Source organism: Vibrio caribbeanicus ATCC BAA-2122 (genome assembly GCF_000165125.1).
Taxonomy (GTDB): domain Bacteria; phylum Pseudomonadota; class Gammaproteobacteria; order Enterobacterales; family Vibrionaceae; genus Vibrio; species Vibrio caribbeanicus.
The window spans coordinates 1-17,342 of the sequence record NZ_AEIU01000087.1 but is presented as its reverse complement, the minus strand read 5'-3'; the positions used below and the strand labels follow the sequence as shown (position 1 = coordinate 17,342).

General features: G+C 42.2%; 18 protein-coding genes, 2 tRNA genes and 1 pseudogene. 9 read left to right on the top strand and 12 right to left on the bottom strand.

The window, feature by feature from the left end; genetic code table 11:
- Window positions 1-31: 31 nt before the first annotated feature.
- The 7 genes from RH40_RS14140 to lolB form a co-directional block, all read right to left on the bottom strand.
- Window positions 32-116: transfer RNA gene (locus RH40_RS14140), tRNA-Leu, on the bottom strand.
- 7 nt (window positions 117-123) lie between these two features.
- Window positions 124-200 (bottom strand) — tRNA-Met (locus RH40_RS14135).
- 262 nt (window positions 201-462) lie between these two features.
- On the bottom strand, window positions 463-1,554 hold the full coding sequence (gene ychF / locus RH40_RS14130) for a redox-regulated ATPase YchF (protein WP_009602269.1): 1,092 nt from the start codon (window positions 1,552-1,554) through the stop codon (window positions 463-465).
- 10 nt (window positions 1,555-1,564) lie between these two features.
- Window positions 1,565-2,155 (bottom strand): aminoacyl-tRNA hydrolase, encoded by a 591-nt coding sequence (pth, locus tag RH40_RS14125; protein WP_009602268.1) that lies wholly within the window; start codon window positions 2,153-2,155, stop codon window positions 1,565-1,567.
- Window positions 2,156-2,296: 141 nt separating this feature from the next.
- Window positions 2,297-3,241: a ribose-phosphate pyrophosphokinase gene (locus tag RH40_RS14120; RefSeq protein WP_009602267.1), complete on the bottom strand. Its 945-nt coding sequence runs from the start codon at window positions 3,239-3,241 to the stop codon at window positions 2,297-2,299.
- Window positions 3,242-3,268: 27 nt separating this feature from the next.
- On the bottom strand, window positions 3,269-4,141 hold the full coding sequence (ispE, locus tag RH40_RS14115) for a 4-(cytidine 5'-diphospho)-2-C-methyl-D-erythritol kinase (protein WP_009602266.1): 873 nt from the start codon (window positions 4,139-4,141) through the stop codon (window positions 3,269-3,271).
- Window positions 4,134-4,754: a lipoprotein insertase outer membrane protein LolB gene (gene lolB, locus RH40_RS14110; RefSeq protein WP_009602265.1), complete on the bottom strand. Its 621-nt coding sequence runs from the start codon at window positions 4,752-4,754 to the stop codon at window positions 4,134-4,136. The genes ispE and lolB overlap by 8 nt, the downstream gene beginning before the upstream one ends.
- 160 nt (window positions 4,755-4,914) lie before the next feature.
- Between lolB and hemA the strand changes: the two genes are divergently transcribed.
- From hemA to ybaK, 8 genes are all read left to right on the top strand, one after another.
- Window positions 4,915-6,171, top strand: coding sequence for a glutamyl-tRNA reductase (gene hemA / locus RH40_RS14105; RefSeq protein WP_009602264.1), 1,257 nt, complete (start codon window positions 4,915-4,917; stop codon window positions 6,169-6,171).
- A 38-nt stretch (window positions 6,172-6,209) separates the two neighbouring features.
- Window positions 6,210-7,298 carry a peptide chain release factor 1 gene (gene prfA / locus RH40_RS14100; protein WP_009602263.1) on the top strand — a complete coding sequence of 363 codons (1,089 nt, stop codon included), beginning with the start codon at window positions 6,210-6,212 and terminating at the stop codon, window positions 7,296-7,298.
- 2 nt (window positions 7,299-7,300) lie between these two features.
- Window positions 7,301-8,161 (top strand): peptide chain release factor N(5)-glutamine methyltransferase, encoded by an 861-nt coding sequence (gene prmC, locus RH40_RS14095; protein ID WP_009602262.1) that lies wholly within the window; start codon window positions 7,301-7,303, stop codon window positions 8,159-8,161.
- Between the two features lie 11 nt (window positions 8,162-8,172).
- The gene (locus RH40_RS14090; RefSeq protein ID WP_009602261.1) at window positions 8,173-8,556 is read left to right on the top strand and encodes a SirB2 family protein; all 384 of its coding nucleotides are present in this window, start codon (window positions 8,173-8,175) and stop codon (window positions 8,554-8,556) included.
- Between the two features lie 31 nt (window positions 8,557-8,587).
- Window positions 8,588-9,397 carry a SirB1 family protein gene (locus tag RH40_RS14085; RefSeq protein ID WP_009602260.1) on the top strand — a complete coding sequence of 270 codons (810 nt, stop codon included), beginning with the start codon at window positions 8,588-8,590 and terminating at the stop codon, window positions 9,395-9,397.
- Between the two features lie 33 nt (window positions 9,398-9,430).
- A complete protein-coding gene (kdsA, locus tag RH40_RS14080) occupies window positions 9,431-10,282 on the top strand; it encodes a 3-deoxy-8-phosphooctulonate synthase (RefSeq protein WP_009602259.1) in 852 nt (283 codons plus the stop codon).
- A 381-nt stretch (window positions 10,283-10,663) separates the two neighbouring features.
- Window positions 10,664-12,325 carry a bifunctional UDP-sugar hydrolase/5'-nucleotidase UshA gene (gene ushA / locus RH40_RS14075; protein WP_009602258.1) on the top strand — a complete coding sequence of 554 codons (1,662 nt, stop codon included), beginning with the start codon at window positions 10,664-10,666 and terminating at the stop codon, window positions 12,323-12,325.
- A gap of 74 nt (window positions 12,326-12,399) precedes the next feature.
- Complete coding sequence (gene ybaK, locus RH40_RS14070) at window positions 12,400-12,879, top strand: Cys-tRNA(Pro) deacylase (RefSeq protein ID WP_009602257.1); 480 nt, start codon at window positions 12,400-12,402, stop codon at window positions 12,877-12,879.
- Between the two features lie 129 nt (window positions 12,880-13,008).
- Here ybaK and RH40_RS14065 read toward each other — a convergent pair whose 3' ends face one another.
- The gene (locus tag RH40_RS14065) at window positions 13,009-14,247 is read right to left on the bottom strand and encodes a uracil-xanthine permease family protein (protein ID WP_009602256.1); all 1,239 of its coding nucleotides are present in this window, start codon (window positions 14,245-14,247) and stop codon (window positions 13,009-13,011) included.
- A gap of 203 nt (window positions 14,248-14,450) precedes the next feature.
- Here RH40_RS14065 and RH40_RS14060 point away from each other — a divergent pair, with 203 nt between their 5' ends.
- Window positions 14,451-15,680 carry a DUF2066 domain-containing protein gene (locus RH40_RS14060; protein ID WP_009602255.1) on the top strand — a complete coding sequence of 410 codons (1,230 nt, stop codon included), beginning with the start codon at window positions 14,451-14,453 and terminating at the stop codon, window positions 15,678-15,680.
- Window positions 15,681-15,708: 28 nt separating this feature from the next.
- Here RH40_RS14060 and RH40_RS14055 read toward each other — a convergent pair whose 3' ends face one another.
- The 4 genes and pseudogenes from RH40_RS14055 to RH40_RS14040 all read right to left on the bottom strand — a co-directional run.
- Window positions 15,709-16,137: a DUF2069 domain-containing protein gene (locus RH40_RS14055; protein ID WP_009602254.1), complete on the bottom strand. Its 429-nt coding sequence runs from the start codon at window positions 16,135-16,137 to the stop codon at window positions 15,709-15,711.
- A gap of 2 nt (window positions 16,138-16,139) precedes the next feature.
- Window positions 16,140-16,709 (bottom strand): NAD(P)H:quinone oxidoreductase, encoded by a 570-nt coding sequence (gene wrbA, locus RH40_RS14050; protein WP_009602253.1) that lies wholly within the window; start codon window positions 16,707-16,709, stop codon window positions 16,140-16,142.
- On the bottom strand, window positions 16,706-17,050 hold the full coding sequence (gene arsC / locus RH40_RS14045; RefSeq protein WP_009602251.1) for an arsenate reductase (glutaredoxin): 345 nt from the start codon (window positions 17,048-17,050) through the stop codon (window positions 16,706-16,708). Before arsC ends, wrbA begins: the two co-directional genes overlap by 4 nt.
- 11 nt (window positions 17,051-17,061) lie before the next feature.
- Window positions 17,062-17,342 (bottom strand): annotated as a pseudogene (locus tag RH40_RS14040) (beta-barrel assembly-enhancing protease); the annotation flags it as partial.

The following is a 17,342-nucleotide window of genomic DNA, read 5'->3' as shown; positions in this document are numbered from 1 at the left end:
ACCTACGGATATAACTCTTCACCATTTAAAATGGTGCGGAAGGAGAGACTTGAACTCTCACACCTTGCGGCGCCAGAACCTAAATCTGGTGCGTCTACCAATTCCGCCACTTCCGCAGAGTTATGGTGGCTACGACGGGATTCGAACCTGTGACCCCATCATTATGAGTGATGTGCTCTAACCAGCTGAGCTACGTAGCCATAATTATGTTCGACAACAACAAGTAATATTATTGGGAACGGCGCGCATTATGCGAAGTTGAGACAAAACCGTCAATAGTTTTTTTGAATAAATCACTACAAATCAACTGTTCGGTTTCTTTTTGAGCAAAGCGCCATGGAATTGATCAAAAAGTGGCGTGTTGCTAGTAACTTTTATGTGAACACTATGTGGGATGAAAAAATATAAAAATAAAAAGCCAGCAACTATTGCTGGCTTGTAAACTCAAATATCTGCGGCTTTTTAGACATTGAAACGGAAATGAACAACATCACCATCTTTAACGACGTAATCTTTGCCTTCTAAACGCCATTTACCGGCATCTTTGGCACCACTTTCGCCTTTGTACTCAATAAAATCATCGTAGCCTACGACTTCAGCGCGGATAAATCCTTTTTCAAAATCAGTGTGGATCTTTCCTGCTGCTTGTGGAGCTGTCGCACCCAGGGGGATGGTCCAGGCTCTAACTTCCTTTACACCTGCGGTGAAGTAAGTATGTAAAGTGAGCAGCTCATAACCAGAGCGAATAACACGGTTTAGCCCTGGTTCTTCAATTCCCATGTCAGCAAGGAACTCTTCTCTGTCTTCATCTTCTAATTCGGAAAGCTCAGACTCGATAGCAGCGCAAACTGCAACAACCACGTTATTTTCAGATTCTGCGTATTCTTTTACTGCATCTAGGTATGGATTGTCTTCGAAACCATCTTCGTTAACGTTCGCGATGTACATGGTTGGCTTAAGAGTGAGGAAATTCAGGTAGCCAATGGCAGCCAATTCTTCTTTTGCCAATTCGACGGTACGAGCCATTCCTCCTTCGGTAAGGATAGGTAGTAATTTCTCTAAAACGGTAAGCTCAAATTTAGCGTCTTTGTCGCCACCTTTAGCTTTTTTTGCATTGCGTTGAATTGCACGTTCGCACGAGTCTAAATCGGCCATCGCTAGTTCAAGGTTGATCACCTCAATGTCTTCGATAGGGGATACTTTTCCTGCAACGTGAACAATATTTTCGTTTTCAAAGCAGCGAACAACGTGCCCAATAGCATCCGTTTCTCGTATGTTGGCTAGGAATTTATTTCCTAAACCTTCACCCCTAGATGCCCCGGCGACGAGCCCTGCGATATCAACAAACTCCATTGTCGTCGGGATAATTTTTTGTGGATTCACAATATTGGCTAAGGCGTCCAGACGAAGATCGGGTACAGGTACGATGCCAGTGTTTGGTTCGATAGTACAGAACGGGAAGTTTGCAGCTTCAATTCCCGCTTTTGTTAGTGCATTAAACAGAGTTGACTTACCAACATTTGGTAGGCCTACGATGCCACATTTAAAACCCATGATAATAACCTTATTCAGCTTTGAACGTGTGTAAACGATTTTGTGCTCTTGCTAGTCCATCTTTTAAGAGGATATCAATACAGCGTACAGACTCATCTGTTGCAGCATCCAGCAGAGCTTGTTCTTTTTCCGGTGCTTTGCCTAACACAAAACCGGCCACTCTATCTTTATGCCCAGGATGGCCAATACCAATCCTGAGGCGGTAGAAATCTTTACAATTAGCTAGTTTACTGATGGTGTCTTTGAGGCCATTATGCCCGCCGTGCCCCCCACCTTTTTTAAACTTAGCAATACCTGGAGGTAAATCTAATTCATCGTGCGCTATCATGATTTCTTCAGGCTTAATTTGATAGAATTTCGCCATAGCCGCGACGGACTTACCAGAGAGATTCATATAGGTCGTTGGAATAAGCAAGCGAAGATCTTGACCATCGATCATGATCCTTCCAGTTAAACCAAAAAACTTACTGTCATTTTTGAGCAACACATTATGGTTACGAGCAAGTTCTTCGACTACCCAAGCTCCGGCATTATGCCGAGTTCTAGTGTATTCGGGACCCGGATTTGCAAGTCCAACAAGAAGTTTAATAGGCTGGCTCAATATTTAGATCTCTTTCGGTAGCGTAAAAAACGCGACATGATACCACATAATCTTAAAATCGGGAGATAGGGATTACTTTCTTTTATTCAGCAATAAAAAAACGCTCCTGTTGGGAGCGTCATTATAAGTGTAACTAAATTTTTAGTTAAACATTGCAGAGATTGATTCTTCGTTACTGATACGGCGAATAGCTTCTGCGAGCATTCTTGATAGGCTAAGAGTTGTCACTTTACCTGTTGCGACAATTTCTTTTGGTATCGTTATTGAGTCCGTTATAATAACCTGATCCAAGACCGAGTTTCCGATGTTGTGAGCAGCATTTCCAGAGAAAACCGCATGAGTTGCGTAGGCAAAAACACGTTTTGCCCCGCGCTCTTTGAGCGCTTCTGCAGCTTTACAGAGGGTTCCACCTGTGTCAATCATGTCATCAACGATGACGCAGTCGCGATCTTTTACATCGCCAATAAGGTTCATGACCTCAGAGACATTGGCTCTTGGGCGCCTTTTGTCAACAATTGCAATATCGATGTCACCGAGAGCTTTCGCTGTTGCCCTTGCACGAACGACTCCACCTAAGTCTGGAGAAACTACAACAGGGTTTTCTAAACCACGATTCTCCATGTCTTCCAGTAACACTGGGGTTCCAAAAATGTTATCAACGGGAACGTCGAAGAAGCCCTGAATCTGTTCGGCATGGAGGTCAATAGTAAGTACTCTATCGACACCGACATTTGAGAGAAAGTCAGCGACAACTTTGGCCGTGATGGGAACACGGGCTGAGCGAACTCGACGATCTTGTCTTGCATAACCAAAGTAAGGTATCACGGCAGTAATACGCCCGGCTGAGGCACGACGCATAGCATCGATCATTACAACCAGTTCCATTAGGTTATCGTTGGTGGGGGCACATGTTGATTGGATGATAAAAACATCGCTTCCGCGAACATTTTCGTTGATCTGGACGGCGACTTCACCATCAGAAAAACGAGAGACAGTTGCATCACCAAGAGAGATGTATAAACGGTCAGCAATACGTTGGGCTAGTTCAGGTGTAGCATTACCAGCAAATAGCTTCATATCAGGCACGGTGGAAACCTCAGGTTGCGTCCAGTTTTAATTAGATTGTATATCGGCTAAGTAGCTTTTAGCCAGTATCTCATGCAAAGGTGAAGTATTTTTTCCCTTGGCGACAAACGCAGAGACACTGTCGGGAAGTGTCTTCAGAATCTCTTCTGCTTCTTTCTTCGTTGAAAACTCAGAAAAAATGCATGATCCTGTTCCAGTCAACCGCGACGGCGCGTATTGTAGCAGCCAAGAAAGTTGCTTATCAACCTCTGGATAGAGCAATCTAACAATTTTTTCGCAATCGTTTTCGTAAGGTTGGCTCAAAAGAGTTGATAATGACTGTTTTGGTGTATTTCTAGTCAATGAGGGGTGAGAAAAAATATCGGCTGTAGAAATCGAAATGTTTGGCTTTACCACCAGATACCATTTTTCTTCAGGGTATGCTGCGATTATTTTTTCACCGACACCTTCTGCGAAAGCCGCCATTCCTTTAATAAATACGGGGACATCAGCACCGAGTTTTAGACCTAGTTGTGCCAGTACATCTAATGACACGTTCGTTTCCCAGAGGTAATTGAGGGCAATTAGAGTGGTTGCTGCATTTGATGAGCCACCACCAATGCCTCCTCCCATAGGTAGCGATTTTTTTAATTCAATATGTGCTCCCAAACTTGAATTTGTAAATTCTTGAAACTGAGTGGCTGCTTTCCAAATTAGATTGTGTTGGGTAGGAACAGACGGAAGTTCGGGAGATAAAGTAATTTCACCGCTGGTATTCGCCGTTATTGTTAGCTCATCTCCAAAATCTATAAACTGAAAAAGAGTTTGCAGTTCATGATATCCATCATTGCGTTGCCGATTAATATAAAGGAATAAATTGAGTTTCGCTGGAGAGGGCCAAACACTGGTCGTTTTAATCATTGTTAAGAGTCCATGTTGAAATAATCAGCTTGATAGACGTATCACCCTGAGTTAAGCGAATTCTGCTGGGTAGTGGTATGGATCTTTTTTCGTAATCAACATCCTGATAGCCCAAATAGTCGACTTGCCACAATTTACCATCCACCGTCTTTGTTAATGATGCCAGCGTATTTGTCGGGTTTAGCGTATAATTATCAACATCAGCAGGAAGGCCAACTAGCCACTTTTTTAGTGGATTAACCGGTATCTTAAGTCCAGTGAGTTGAGTAATCAGTTCTTCGGCTGTTTCTGCTTGATAAATATGATCATCATATGTTTCTACGCGAGCCGTGTTTGCATTGGATGTCATGTTGAGTGCTGTCTGGCCTAAAAACGTAGTTAAACGTAAGTTGAGTTTTGAAGTTGATAAGGACCATTGAAAGTTCAGTGATTGACGTTGGGCAGGGGAAATATAGGCTAGTTTTCCGCTAGCTTTATAAGCTTCAAGGGACAATAGGCGTTGTTGGTGTGCTTTCCATTCAACATTGGTTGTACTGTCGAGGGTCGCACATCCGCCCAGAACAAATACAATGAATAACGCAGAAAAAATAGGTTTGAGATAAATTTTGAGCATCGATTTGAGTGGTGGCTATCTAGTTAGAGAATAGGGAGACTATAACATTGAATTTAATTACAGAAGAAAACATATCTTGATTCCCCTTTCAATAAACGGGGTCATCAAGTAAAATTCTTTTCTTGTCTTTTGATTGTATGACTCAGAGAAACCAAGATAGATGTCTTTGCTTGCTATTGGTATTAATCATAATACGGCCTCAGTAGAGTTACGCGAGAAAGTTGCGTTCGGTCCTGAAAAATTACCTGAAGCACTTAAGCAGCTAAGTGAGCATTCTGCTGTTTTTTCTGGTGTCATCGTATCGACTTGTAATCGTACAGAAATTTATTGCGATATTAAGCCCGGTGGTAAAAGCAGGCTTATTGAGTGGCTGTCTTGTTTCCATGCGGTCACACCAGAGGATCTTAAACCTAGCCTTTATATACACGAAGAACAAGCCGCAATTAGGCACTTGATGAGAGTGGCTTGTGGATTAGATTCATTGGTGTTAGGCGAGCCGCAAATTTTAGGCCAGGTTAAACAAGCTTTCTTCGACTCTCGGGGAAGTCAGGTGGTTGATTCTGCGATGGAAAAGCTTTTTCAAAAAGCATTTTCTGTAGCAAAGCGTGTTCGCACTGAGACAGATATTGGTGGTAATGCTGTTTCTGTTGCGTATGCGGCTTGTACCCTTGCTAAGCACATTTTTGAATCTTTGACTAAGTCAACGGTCCTGCTAGTCGGTGCAGGAGATACCATTGAACTTGTCGCAAAACATCTTGCAAGCAACGGTTGTAAGAAAATTATCGTTGCTAACCGAACTCGCGAGCGTGCACTACCTTTGGCAGAACAATTCGGTGCTGAGATTATTGGCCTTCCCGATATACCCAATCATCTCGCGAAAGCGGATATTGTCATCAGTTCCACGGCGAGCCCTCTTCCGATCATTGGTAAAGGTATGGTGGAATCTGCCTTAAAAGCAAGAAGATGTCAGCCGATGCTGTTTGTTGATATTGCTGTTCCTCGTGATATTGAATCACAAGTTGGTGATCTAAATGACGCTTATCTATATTCTGTCGATGATTTACAGTCGATAGTAGATAGTAATATTGAACAGAGAAAAATTGAAGCGATCCAAGCTGAAGCTATTGTTAGTGAGGAAAGCGCCGCATTTATGTCATGGATGCGTTCTCTCCAAGCAGTAGATAGTATCAAAGAGTATCGTCAATCAGCGAACGAAATTCGTGAAGAGTTACTAAGTAAAAGCTTACAATCTCTTGCTTCTGGCACGGATGCTGAACAGGTTCTATTGGAATTGAGCAACAAGCTAACAAATAAATTAATACATGCTCCGACTCGTGCTTTACAAAGTGCAGCGGAAAAAGGCGAGCCTGCAAGGCTTGCCACTATCAGACAAAGTTTGGGATTGGACGACTCTTAGAGAGTTGAATAAGAACAAAAAATTGAGTTTAAGAAAATATGAAAGCCTCTATTTTAACTAAATTAGAAACATTGGTTGAGCGTTATGAAGAAGTTCAGCATTTACTCGGTGATCCTGAGATTATTGGTGATCAGGATAAATTTCGCTCGTTATCAAAAGAGTATTCCCAACTTGAAGAAGTGACAAAGTGTTTCCAAGCTTTTCAACAAGCGCAAGAAGATCTCACTGCCGCCGAAGAAATGGCGAAAGAAGAAGATGAAGAAATGCGTGAAATGGCCCAAGAGGAAATAGCACAATCAAAGCAAGCCATTGAAAATCTCAGCGAAGAGCTACAAATTCTGCTTTTACCAAAAGACCCTAATGATGACCGTAATTGCTTTTTGGAAATTCGTGCGGGAGCTGGAGGAGATGAAGCAGGTATATTTGCTGGTGACTTATTCCGTATGTATAGCAAATTTGCAGAGAAAAAAGGTTGGCGAATCGAAGTTATGTCCTCAAATGAAGCTGAGCATGGTGGGTATAAGGAGATGATCGCCAAGGTATCGGGTGAAGGTGCTTACGGTATTATGAAGTTCGAATCGGGCGGCCATAGAGTTCAACGAGTTCCTGCGACTGAATCTCAAGGGCGAGTACATACGTCAGCTTGTACCGTTGCTATCATGGCAGAGATCCCTGAAGCCGAAATTCCGGAAATTAAAGCGGCTGATCTGAAAATTGACACATTCAGAGCTTCAGGAGCTGGTGGTCAGCACGTTAACACAACAGATTCAGCGATTCGGATTACTCACCTTCCAACAGGAACTGTGGTTGAGTGTCAAGATGAGCGCTCTCAACACAAAAATAAAGCTAAGGCAATGGCTGTGCTAGCTGCTCGTATTATTCAGGCAGAAGAGGCCAAGCGCGCTGCTGAAGAGTCAGATACTCGTCGTAACTTACTTGGTTCTGGAGACCGAAGTGATCGAATTCGGACTTACAACTACCCTCAGGGCCGAGTTTCTGACCACAGAATAAACCTTACTTTGTATCGCCTTAATGAGGTGATGGAAGGTGATGTGTCGAGTCTTATTGACCCTGTATTACAAGAGCATCAAGCCGATCAACTTGCTGCTTTGGCAGAAAGTCATTAACCATGTCTGAATGCGTCACCATAGATAACCTTTTAAAAGATGCTCGCAAGACGTTGACGGAAAGCGGTAGTGAGAGTGCCACACTTGATGCCTCTGTGCTTTTATGCCATGTATTAGACAGGCCTCGTTCTTATCTAATGACGTGGCCTGATCGTACAGTTGAGTCTGAAGTTGTCAATAAATTCAATGAGTTGGTTAAGCGTCGAGAGAGTGGAGAGCCAGTCGCTTACATTGTTGGTGAGAGAGAATTCTGGTCTTTAAACTTGAAAGTCTCCTCCTCTACACTCATTCCTCGCCCCGACACTGAAAGATTAGTGGAATTGGCCTTAGAGAAATCGACTTTGGTGAAAGGTGACATATTAGATTTGGGGACAGGAACTGGTGCCATCGCACTGGCCTTAGCATCAGAGCTCCCCGATCGTAATGTATGGGGCGTTGATCTAAAACAAGAGGCTCAGCACATTGCACAAGACAATGCTGAGAGACTATCTATAAAAAACGCTCAGTTCTTATTCGGTAGCTGGTTTGAACCGTTGGATCATGATGCTAAATTCGCCTTAATTGTATCAAATCCTCCGTATATTGAGAGTGATGATCCTCATTTGTCTGAGGGTGATGTAAGATTTGAACCTCTATCAGCCCTTGTGTCCGAAAAACAAGGTTTGGCTGATATTGAGGTTATTGCCAAACAAGCACCTGAGCACTTACTTGAAGGGGGATGGCTGCTTTTTGAACATGGCCTCGATCAGGGCGAACCTGTTAGAACATTATTAGAAACGCTTGGCTATGACCAAGTAGAGACCTTTCAAGATTATGGTCATCGAGATCGTGTAACGGTTGGTCGTTTTAACACACTGGAATAAGAGAAATAGCAATGTACGAAGGATTAAAACACTTCCATCTGTTGACTGTTGTTATTAGTGCAACCTTGCTGTCTGTAAGGTATGTGTTAATGATGATGGAGTCAGCTATGCTGGAAAAAAAATTTTTGAAGGTATTTCCACATATTAACGATACATTCTTGTTGGTATCTGGAATCGGTCTTGTTGTAATAACGGGTTTTATACCATTTACTCCGGCCGCACCTTGGCTAACGGAAAAAATTTCTTGTGTGCTGGTTTATATTGCCTTGGGCTTTTTCGCGCTCAAATTAGGCAAAAATAAACTTTTGCGAACGTTTGCCTTTTTAGGTGCTATCGGTTGGTTGGCTATGGCCGGAAAATTAGCAGTGACTAAAACGCCTTTTCTTTTCGGTTAGTCGTTTGGTTAGAGGGGTAACGGTTACCAATATGTTTGAGTTGTATGACGAAGATTTTGATGCCATGGAGTTGGTTGAAGGTGCTTTATTGTTAAATCGTGCAGTAAACCCAAAAACCCGAGTTGAGTGGGCTGAGTCAGAACTGAAGCGCTTGCTTCAAGAAGCGGAGCTCGCACTCATCAGTGAGTTAAATGAAAAGCGTCGTTTTGAAGCCCTATTGAGGCTGTTTTTTTTCGATTGGGGCTTTGGTGGTGATCGAGAGCACTACTTTGATTCAAAAAATGGTTTTATTGATAAGGTATTAGAAAGCCGACGTGGTATACCGGTTAGTTTAGGTGCTATTTTTCTCTATTTATCACGAAAACTTGGTTTTCCGGTAAAAGCAGTCGCATTTCCAACGCAGTTTTTATTAAAGTTGGAATGGTACAATGAAAAGCCAATATATATTGATCCATTTAATGGGGATTACGTCTCTGAGCATACATTGAGGGGGTGGTTAATCGGTCACAAGGGACCTTTTGCCAAGTTAACCTCTGACGATTTATCTGAAGCCGATAATCCAACAATAATCGGTCGTTGGCTTGCATTACTAAAAGGGGCATTGTTGCGAGAAGAAGATTTTGCCCTTGCATTAAAGTGCACTGACTTAGCCCTAATGTTTGTGCCTGATGATCCTTATGAGATAAGAGATAGGGGCTATATTTATCAGCGATTAGATTGTCATCAAGTAGCAGCCAGTGACTTTCAATATTTTGTTGAACAATGCCCAGATGATCCCGCTATTGAGCTGTTGAAAAGTCAAATAAATATGATGAATGAAACACAGGTAGTACTTCACTAGTATTCAAAACTTGATACGAATAGAGACAGTAAAATGAAACAAAAAACCGTACAAATCGGAGATATCATCGTCGCCAATGATACTCCTTTCACGCTCTTTGGTGGTATGAATGTTCTGGAATCTCGGGATCTTGCCATGCAAATCTGTGAGCATTATGTTTCAGTAACGGATAAATTGAATATTCCCTATGTTTTCAAAGCCTCATTTGATAAAGCCAATCGGAGCTCAGTGCATTCTTATCGAGGACCAGGCCTAGAGGAAGGTTTAAAGATATTTGAAGAACTGAAAGCGCAATTTGGCGTAAAAATTATCACTGACATTCATACTGAAGAGCAGGCTCAGCCAGTGGCTGAGGTTGTTGACGTCATCCAGCTTCCAGCTTTTCTGGCTAGACAAACCGATTTGGTCAAAGCTATGGCGAAAACCGATGCGGTCATAAACGTAAAGAAACCCCAATTTATGAGCCCTAATCAAATTGGGAACATTGTAGAAAAATTTGCTGAGTGCGGTAACGAGAAGGTTATCTTATGCGAGAGAGGGGCTTGTCATGGCTATGATAACCTTGTTGTCGATATGCTTGGCTTTGGCGTGATGAAAAAAGTTTCTAATGGAAGTCCAATAATTTTTGATGTAACGCACGCTCTACAAATGAGAGAACCATCAGGTGCTGCATCAGGTGGTAGAAGAGAGCAGACCGTTGAATTGGCGAAAGCGGGACTTGCTACAGGAATCGCTGGGCTATTTATTGAAGCTCATCCTGAGCCCAACGCTGCACGTTGCGATGGTCCCTCTGCATTGCCTCTTAATAAGCTTGAACCTTTTCTTGCCCAGATGAAGACTTTGGATGATTTGATCAAACAGTTCGATACGATCCAAATTGATTAATATGCTTAACTAACCTAATAAGCCGACCTTGGTCGGCTTTTTTGTGCTTAATTACTTTCTTTCCAACATAGTAGATTTGTATGTCTTGATAACTTAAATGCAATTGGTGGGGTACAAAAATCAGACGTTGCTTCCGAGGTTAAACGATTGCTTGTGATCTTTTGAACGTCAAATTGTAATTTTTTATAACTCTTACACTGTTTTAGATTAATTATGGTGATCTATACAGCATAAATATGAAATCGACCTTTCAGCGAATCACGGTTAATTTAAACTAGCGCAAGTTTTACTGTGTTATCCGTCAATTGATATTCTTAAGTCGTCATTGATACAGCGCAGTAATAGCAATGTTTAATGTCTATAAAGCTCAAAGGTATGAGAATGAAGCAAGGACTAATCGTAAAAAGTGCTATCGGCGCTGCCATCCTGACGACACTAGCTGGATGCGCAACTGCTCCACAACAAGAGTGGGAAGTCGATAAAACCTACAAACTCACAGTACTGCATACGAATGATCATCATGGTCGTTTTTGGCAGAACAAATACGGTGAATATGGAATGGCTGCTCGTAAAACGCTCATTGATAGCTTGAGAGCAGAAGTTGCTGCAGATGGTGGAAGCACTCTATTACTGTCCGGTGGAGATATCAATACAGGTGTACCTGAATCAGATCTCCAAGATGCTGAGCCTGATTTCAAAGGTATGAGCAAAATTGGTTATGATGCTATGGCATTGGGGAACCATGAATTTGATAATCCACTTGATGTTCTATTTAAGCAGCAAGAATGGGCTAACTTCCCTATGCTCTCTGCCAATATCTATGACAAAAAAACTGGCCAACGCATGTTCCAAGCCTACCAAATGTTTAACAAGCAAGGTATTAAGATTGCGGTAATTGGTTTAACAACAGAAGACACGGCCAAAATAGGAAACCCAGAGTTTATTGGTGGTATTGATTTCCGTGATCCAAAGGTTGAAGCGAAAAAGCTTATTGCAGAGATCCAAAAGACTGAAAAGCCGGATTTGATTTTTGCTGTTACACATATGGGTCACTATGAAAATGGCAATCGTGGAATTAATGCTCCTGGCGATGTCGCTCTGGCTCGTTATCTAGATGAAGGCTCTCTTGATATGATTGTTGGTGGGCATTCTCAAGAGCCTGTCTGTATGGAAGGTCCAAATGTGGTTAAAAAGCACTACAAACCGTCTGAAGAATGTAAGCCTGATATGCAGAATGGAACCTACATAGTCCAAGCCCACGAATGGGGTAAGTACGTAGGCCGCGCTGACTATGAATTCAAAAACGGTGAATTAGAGCTCGTAAGTTACGACCTTATCCCAGTAAATTTGAAGAAAAAAGTCAAAGTTAATGGTAAAAAGCAGCGTGTTCTTATCGAAAAGGAAATTCCTGAAGATCAAGAGTTATTGAGCTTCTTACGGTCTTATCAAGAAAAAGGTAATGCTCAACTCGATATTAAAATTGCCGACCTAAAAGGCAAGCTTGAAGGTGATCGAAATGTTGTTCGATTCAAGCAGACTAACTTAGGCCGCTTGATTGCAACAGCCCATATGGAGCGAGCAAAGGCAGACTTTGGCGTAATGAACTCTGGCGGCGTACGCGATTCGATTGCGTCTGGTGAGGTCACCTATAAAGATGTTCTTACCGTACAACCATTCGCAAATATCGTTACTTATACTGATATGTCAGGGAAAGAGGTTTTAGATTATCTTAATGCTGTCGCAACGAAACCAGTAGATTCAGGGGCTTACGCTCAGTTTGCAGGTATTTCTATGACAGTAGAAGGTAATAAAGTATCGAATGTTAAGATACAAGGTAAGCCTTTAAATGAATCTCAAACCTACCGCTTTACTGTGCCAAGTTTCAATGCTTCAGGTGGTGATGGATACCCTAAATTGACCAACCATCCAGGCTTCGTAAATACAGGCTTTGTTGATGCAGAGGTATTAAAAGAGTATTTAGAGGCAAACAGTCCTGTTGATGCCAGCAAGTATCGTCCAGTAGGTGATATCATTTACAAATAGTGATTTAATCAAAGTTGATTGAATAACCAAAGCATCACTCTAATGAGTGATGCTTTGTTTTTAGGAGTAGGATAATGACACCAGCAGTAGAACTGGCAAAGAAAAGGAAGGTCGATTTTCTGATTCACAGTTATGAGCACGATCCGAGTGCAGCTAGTTATGGACTTGAGGCAGCAGAGGTATTGGGGCATGATCCTGCAAAAGTATTTAAAACATTACTATTTTGCTTGGATACAGATCCTAAATCACTTGCAGTTGCGGTTATTCCTGTCGATAGAAAGCTAAATTTAAAGCTCGCCGCCAAGGTTGCGAAATTTAAAAAAGCGCAAATGGCAGATCCTAACATTGCTCAAAAGATCACAGGTTACCTTGTCGGTGGAATCAGTCCTATTGCACAGAAAAAGAGACTGGCAACTTTTATTGATGAGTCTGCATTAATGTATGAAACAATTTGTGTCAGTGGCGGCAGAAGAGGATTAGAGATAGAGCTTTCACCCCATGATCTTGCAGAATTAACACGTGGTCGTTTCACCCACTTATGCAGCGGTGAATAGCTCAGTTTAGCAATAGTTACGTAAAGGTAGAATCCATCGTTCTTTCGTCGGTTGGGTCTTTGTACTTTCATTAAGACTAGGAAAGCGCATGATATAGTGCGCTCTCCCGAGCATTTTATTTTGGGGGAACTAGGGTTTTATTTGTACATTATCAACAATATGGTTGCTTCCTAATGCTTTTGGTAAGACTAAATTGAGTAAAATGGCCACAATACCACACAAGCTGACACCCTGAAGACTAAACTCTCCGATACCAAACGCCATCCCACCTATTCCAAACACCAGCGTTACTGCAACGATAACTAGGTTACGTGATTGGTTTAGATCGACTTTATTTTTTATCAGGGTATTGAGTCCGACCGTTGCAATGGAGCCGAACAACAGGATCATGATACCTCCCATTACTGGCATTGGAATAGTTTGAAGTACTGCGCCGAGTTTACCCACTAAAGCTAAGGTAATGGCACTGATAGCAGCCCAAGTCATGATAATGGGGTTGAATGCTTTGGTTAGCATTACCGCACCTGTAACTTCGGAATAGGTAGTGTTAGGCGGTGCACCAACCATTGAGGCAGCGATCGTGGCGATACCATCGCCAGCAATAGTCCTATGAAGACCCGGTTTTTTCAGGTAGTCTTTTCCGGTTACATTGGATATGGCCAACATATCGCCAACGTGTTCAACCGCTGGTGCAATTGCAACTGGTATCATAAATAATATTGCATTGATGTTAAATTCAGGCAATGTAAAAGAGGGAATAGCAAACCACTGTGCCTGTGTTACCGCAGAAAAGTCAACCACACCATAGATTAGGCTGATTGAATAACCTACAACAATACCACCTAAAATTGGCATAAGCCTAAAGAAGCCCTTCGCAAAGATACTAAGAGCAATCGTTGTCATCAGTGATGCACCTGAAATAATCAATGAAGCTTGTGCATCAACGAGCTGAGCTCCGTCTCCTCCTTTTCCTAATGCCATATTTACTGCGACTGGGGCAAGACCAAGCCCAATCACCATAATGACTGGGCCAACTACTACAGGAGGAAGAAGTTTATGAATGATATCGACGCCTTTAAATTTAATAATGATTCCCATTAAAATATACACACCTCCAGCTGCCATTAAACCGCCCATTGTGGCAGGAATTCCCCAGGTCTGTACTCCGAATAAAATGGGTGCAATAAAGGCAAAAGAAGAGGCAAGGAATATCGGAACGGAGCGACGAGTTGTGAGCTGAAAAAGTAAGGTGCCAACCCCTGCGCCAAAGAGTGCAACACTGGGGTCTAGCCCCGTTAACAAGGGCACTAAAACGAGGGCACCAAACGCGACAAATAGCATTTGAGTCCCTTGTATTACATTTTTCATTTTAAATTCTCCTGATCTTGGGCCTAATCGAACATGCATTGAGATTTTGGAGGATTCTAGCAGTATCCCAAACGTTTGCAATTAATCCTGATAGATCTCTTTATCGCGAGTTTTATAAGGAAAGATTGCGTTGTCATTGTTGCTCGAAGCGTGATAGTTGCTTATCATCTGTGCTGGTATCTCAATTACAAACTAGGAAGCGTATGCGCTATTTCATTTTGTTTATGTTTGCTTCATTTTCTTTTCAATCATTTGCTTTGACAAATGTTGATGTTTTTCAAAGTGAAGTGATTTTGAACAGTGAACAATCATCGAAAGATGCCGATGCTCAAGCTCGAATCGAAGGAATGAAAGCTGTGGTCGTTCGAGTATCCGGTGACCGGAATGCCACCTCAAATCAAACTGTGATTAAAGCCCTCAGACAAAATGCACAGTATGTAACCCAATTAAGCTACGGACAACGAGAAGGTGAAAAAACGTTGCGAGTAAGTTTTAGCGCTCCGCATATTCGTTCTTTACTTAGTCAAGCTCAGCTACCTATTTGGCCGAGTGTAAGAGCCAATTTACTGGTTTGGATCGTTGAAGAAGGGCCATCAGAGAGAAGTATTGTCTGGGAACATTCTACTTCAGAAGTGTTAAAGCAAGTTAGAGAGCAAGCTCAGGTAAGAGGCTTGCCACTAACAGTACCTGTGGGAGATTTTGATGATGTCACGGGTATCAACACATCAGACTTGTGGGGTGGATTTGTACAGCCAATCAGTAAATCAAGCGAACGTTACCCGGTTGACGGTGTTTTGCTAGTCAAAGTACAAGGAAACCAAATCCGTTGGACCTTGTATGATCAAAAACCAAATAAAATGAGTCGTGTAAGTCGAGCTCCTTTATCAGGAATGAGTTCAGGGCAAGATGCTGCTAAGAAAGTGGTCGATCAAATTAGTGATTATTACGCACGCAATAATGCCGTTGTGCTAGCAAGTGAATCTTCCGAATCGATAAAAGTTAAGTTTAACCAAGTGAATGATGCCTTTAGTTTCTTTAGTTTGGAGAATCAACTCAAGGCGCTGGGTTCCGTTGCTGCTGTAGACATACTGAAAGTGCAGGATGGGCAGGTTACTTTTGATATTCATTTACTCTCAACTCAACAAGAATTTGAGCAAGAGATGGAGCGATTAAGTGAAACCAAAAAGATTGAAAAGACCGATTTTGTGAACTCAATTGCGATTACTCAAGTGATTGAAAAAAATAATGTTGAGGAAACGCCGGTCAAGCATCAAGACGGTTCATACGCACAAGCGCCACTTGCTGCCCCTATTATTCCATCTGAAATCATGCTTGAGTATGAGTGGCAGGGTAAAAAAATCAGTTCATTACCTAAAATTTCCACAAATCCTGCCGTCGGCGAAGGGGATGTGGAAGATATTATTGAAGAGTGAAATAGATGGGCCGACTTTGGCCCATTTCTTACTGTTCTGATTCGAAACGTTGTTTTTCTTCTTTTTCTACCTTAGATAAGCGATCCAGCTTAAGTCCTAGCTGTTGCCCTCGTACTCTGGCGTAAATAATGTTTGATATGAACGCCAGTGTTGTAATCAATAGTTCTATACTGGCTAACCAGCGTTCTCCTCCATCAATGTAAATGAGAGTGAGAGCATGGAGAAAATAAAACATTAAAATGAAGTTTGCCCAAGCGTGCGTATAGGGGTTGCCACGAATTATACCTGGTAAAGCAAGTAAGAGGGGGATAGCCCAAACAGAAGCCATAGCTAGGTGATTGATATGTGGATGAGGAGAGAGAGAGAGCTGCCAACTAAGCACCCAGATTAATAGCCCAATGTTACCCAGTAAAGCGAAAATCCGAGATAGTGTTGTGGTCAATGATGCCCTTAACATAGTCAATGCCTCTTCATTTTTAGTGACGTTACCGCTAAACGCTTCCCCAGTTGCTTAGAAAGAAATGCTTCATCATCGCTAAGAGAGGGGCTCGTTGTGCTAAGTGCCGTCGCCCCGTAGGGGGCTCCCCCTGACTGTGTGGAATGAAGTCTAGGTTCTGAATATGGGATACCCATGATCATCATGCCATGATGTAACAAAGGTAACATCATGGTTTGTAACGTCGTCTCATGACCACCGTGCATACTTGATGATGACGTAAACACACAAGCAGGTTTATCAATCAGTGAGCCCGCAATCCACAGTGATGACGTTTGGTCCCAGAAATGCTTTAAGGGAGCAGCCATATTGCCAAACCATACAGGGCTGCCCATTGCTAGGCCATCACAGTTTTTTAGTTCCTCAATCGTAATAATCGGGTCTTGGGGATCAGTGTCTTTGTTGAGGCCATCAACAGTGCGAAGCATTGCTTCACATCCTTCAACAGACTCTATCCCTCTCGCAATATGCTTTGCTATCGATTGTGTAGAACCATTTTTGCTGAAATAAAGAACAACAATTTTGCAATTCATAAAATCTCAATTACCTGCTCAGGTGGGCGGCCAAGTTTTGCTTTATTATTAGATACTACGATAGGACGCTCTAAAAGTTTAGGATGTGCGGCAATTGCCTTCAGAAGAGTTTCATCATCCGCTGAAGCTAAACCAAGTTCCTTATATAGTACCTCTTTTGTCCTCATCATCTCCCTTACTTGTGTGATGCCCAGCTTAACCATTAAGCTCTTTAATTCATCGATATTTGGGGGTGTTTCCAAATATTTGATCACCCGTGGTGTGATATTTCGTTGGATTAAAATTTCGAGAGTTTGCCGGCTTTTTGAACACCGAGGGTTGTGATAGATATCCACTGACATACTTTTTCCTTTTATTGAAACGCTGCGAACCGTTCTCGTTGCACCATAAGCTCGTCTATTCTAGCGTCGTATCTTGCTTGTTTTAAGCTTCCTAGTTCAGTAATTTGAGAGGCCTTAGTATAATATTGAATAGCTTTGTTCCAGTCTGCTTGTAGAGCCAAAAGTTCGGCTCTTGCAGCCAGATCTTCATCCTCGTTACCAATATGAATATTAGACTCTGATAGTAGGCGCCAACCAATTAAGTCCTCAGGGTTATCGTGTGTATAACGTTGCAATATTTTAACGGCTTCTT

Bases quoted from the DNA above. Each gene is read 5' to 3' on its own strand.
- ychF (WP_009602269.1), bottom strand. From the start codon at position 1,554: ATGGGTTTTAAATGTGGCATCGTAGGCCTACCAAATGTTGGTAAGTCA.
- ispE (WP_009602266.1), bottom strand. From the start codon at position 4,141: ATGATTAAAACGACCAGTGTTTGGCCCTCTCCAGCGAAACTCAATTTA.
- lolB (WP_009602265.1), bottom strand. From the start codon at position 4,754: ATGCTCAAAATTTATCTCAAACCTATTTTTTCTGCGTTATTCATTGTA.
- hemA (WP_009602264.1), top strand. From the start codon at position 4,915: ATGTCTTTGCTTGCTATTGGTATTAATCATAATACGGCCTCAGTAGAG.
- prfA (WP_009602263.1), top strand. From the start codon at position 6,210: ATGAAAGCCTCTATTTTAACTAAATTAGAAACATTGGTTGAGCGTTAT.
- prmC (WP_009602262.1), top strand. From the start codon at position 7,301: ATGTCTGAATGCGTCACCATAGATAACCTTTTAAAAGATGCTCGCAAG.
- RH40_RS14090 (WP_009602261.1), top strand. From the start codon at position 8,173: ATGTACGAAGGATTAAAACACTTCCATCTGTTGACTGTTGTTATTAGT.
- RH40_RS14085 (WP_009602260.1), top strand. From the start codon at position 8,588: ATGTTTGAGTTGTATGACGAAGATTTTGATGCCATGGAGTTGGTTGAA.
- kdsA (WP_009602259.1), top strand. From the start codon at position 9,431: ATGAAACAAAAAACCGTACAAATCGGAGATATCATCGTCGCCAATGAT.
- ushA (WP_009602258.1), top strand. From the start codon at position 10,664: ATGAAGCAAGGACTAATCGTAAAAAGTGCTATCGGCGCTGCCATCCTG.
- ybaK (WP_009602257.1), top strand. From the start codon at position 12,400: ATGACACCAGCAGTAGAACTGGCAAAGAAAAGGAAGGTCGATTTTCTG.
- RH40_RS14065 (WP_009602256.1), bottom strand. From the start codon at position 14,247: ATGAAAAATGTAATACAAGGGACTCAAATGCTATTTGTCGCGTTTGGT.
- RH40_RS14060 (WP_009602255.1), top strand. From the start codon at position 14,451: ATGCGCTATTTCATTTTGTTTATGTTTGCTTCATTTTCTTTTCAATCA.
- RH40_RS14055 (WP_009602254.1), bottom strand. From the start codon at position 16,137: ATGTTAAGGGCATCATTGACCACAACACTATCTCGGATTTTCGCTTTA.
- wrbA (WP_009602253.1), bottom strand. From the start codon at position 16,709: ATGAATTGCAAAATTGTTGTTCTTTATTTCAGCAAAAATGGTTCTACA.
- arsC (WP_009602251.1), bottom strand. From the start codon at position 17,050: ATGTCAGTGGATATCTATCACAACCCTCGGTGTTCAAAAAGCCGGCAA.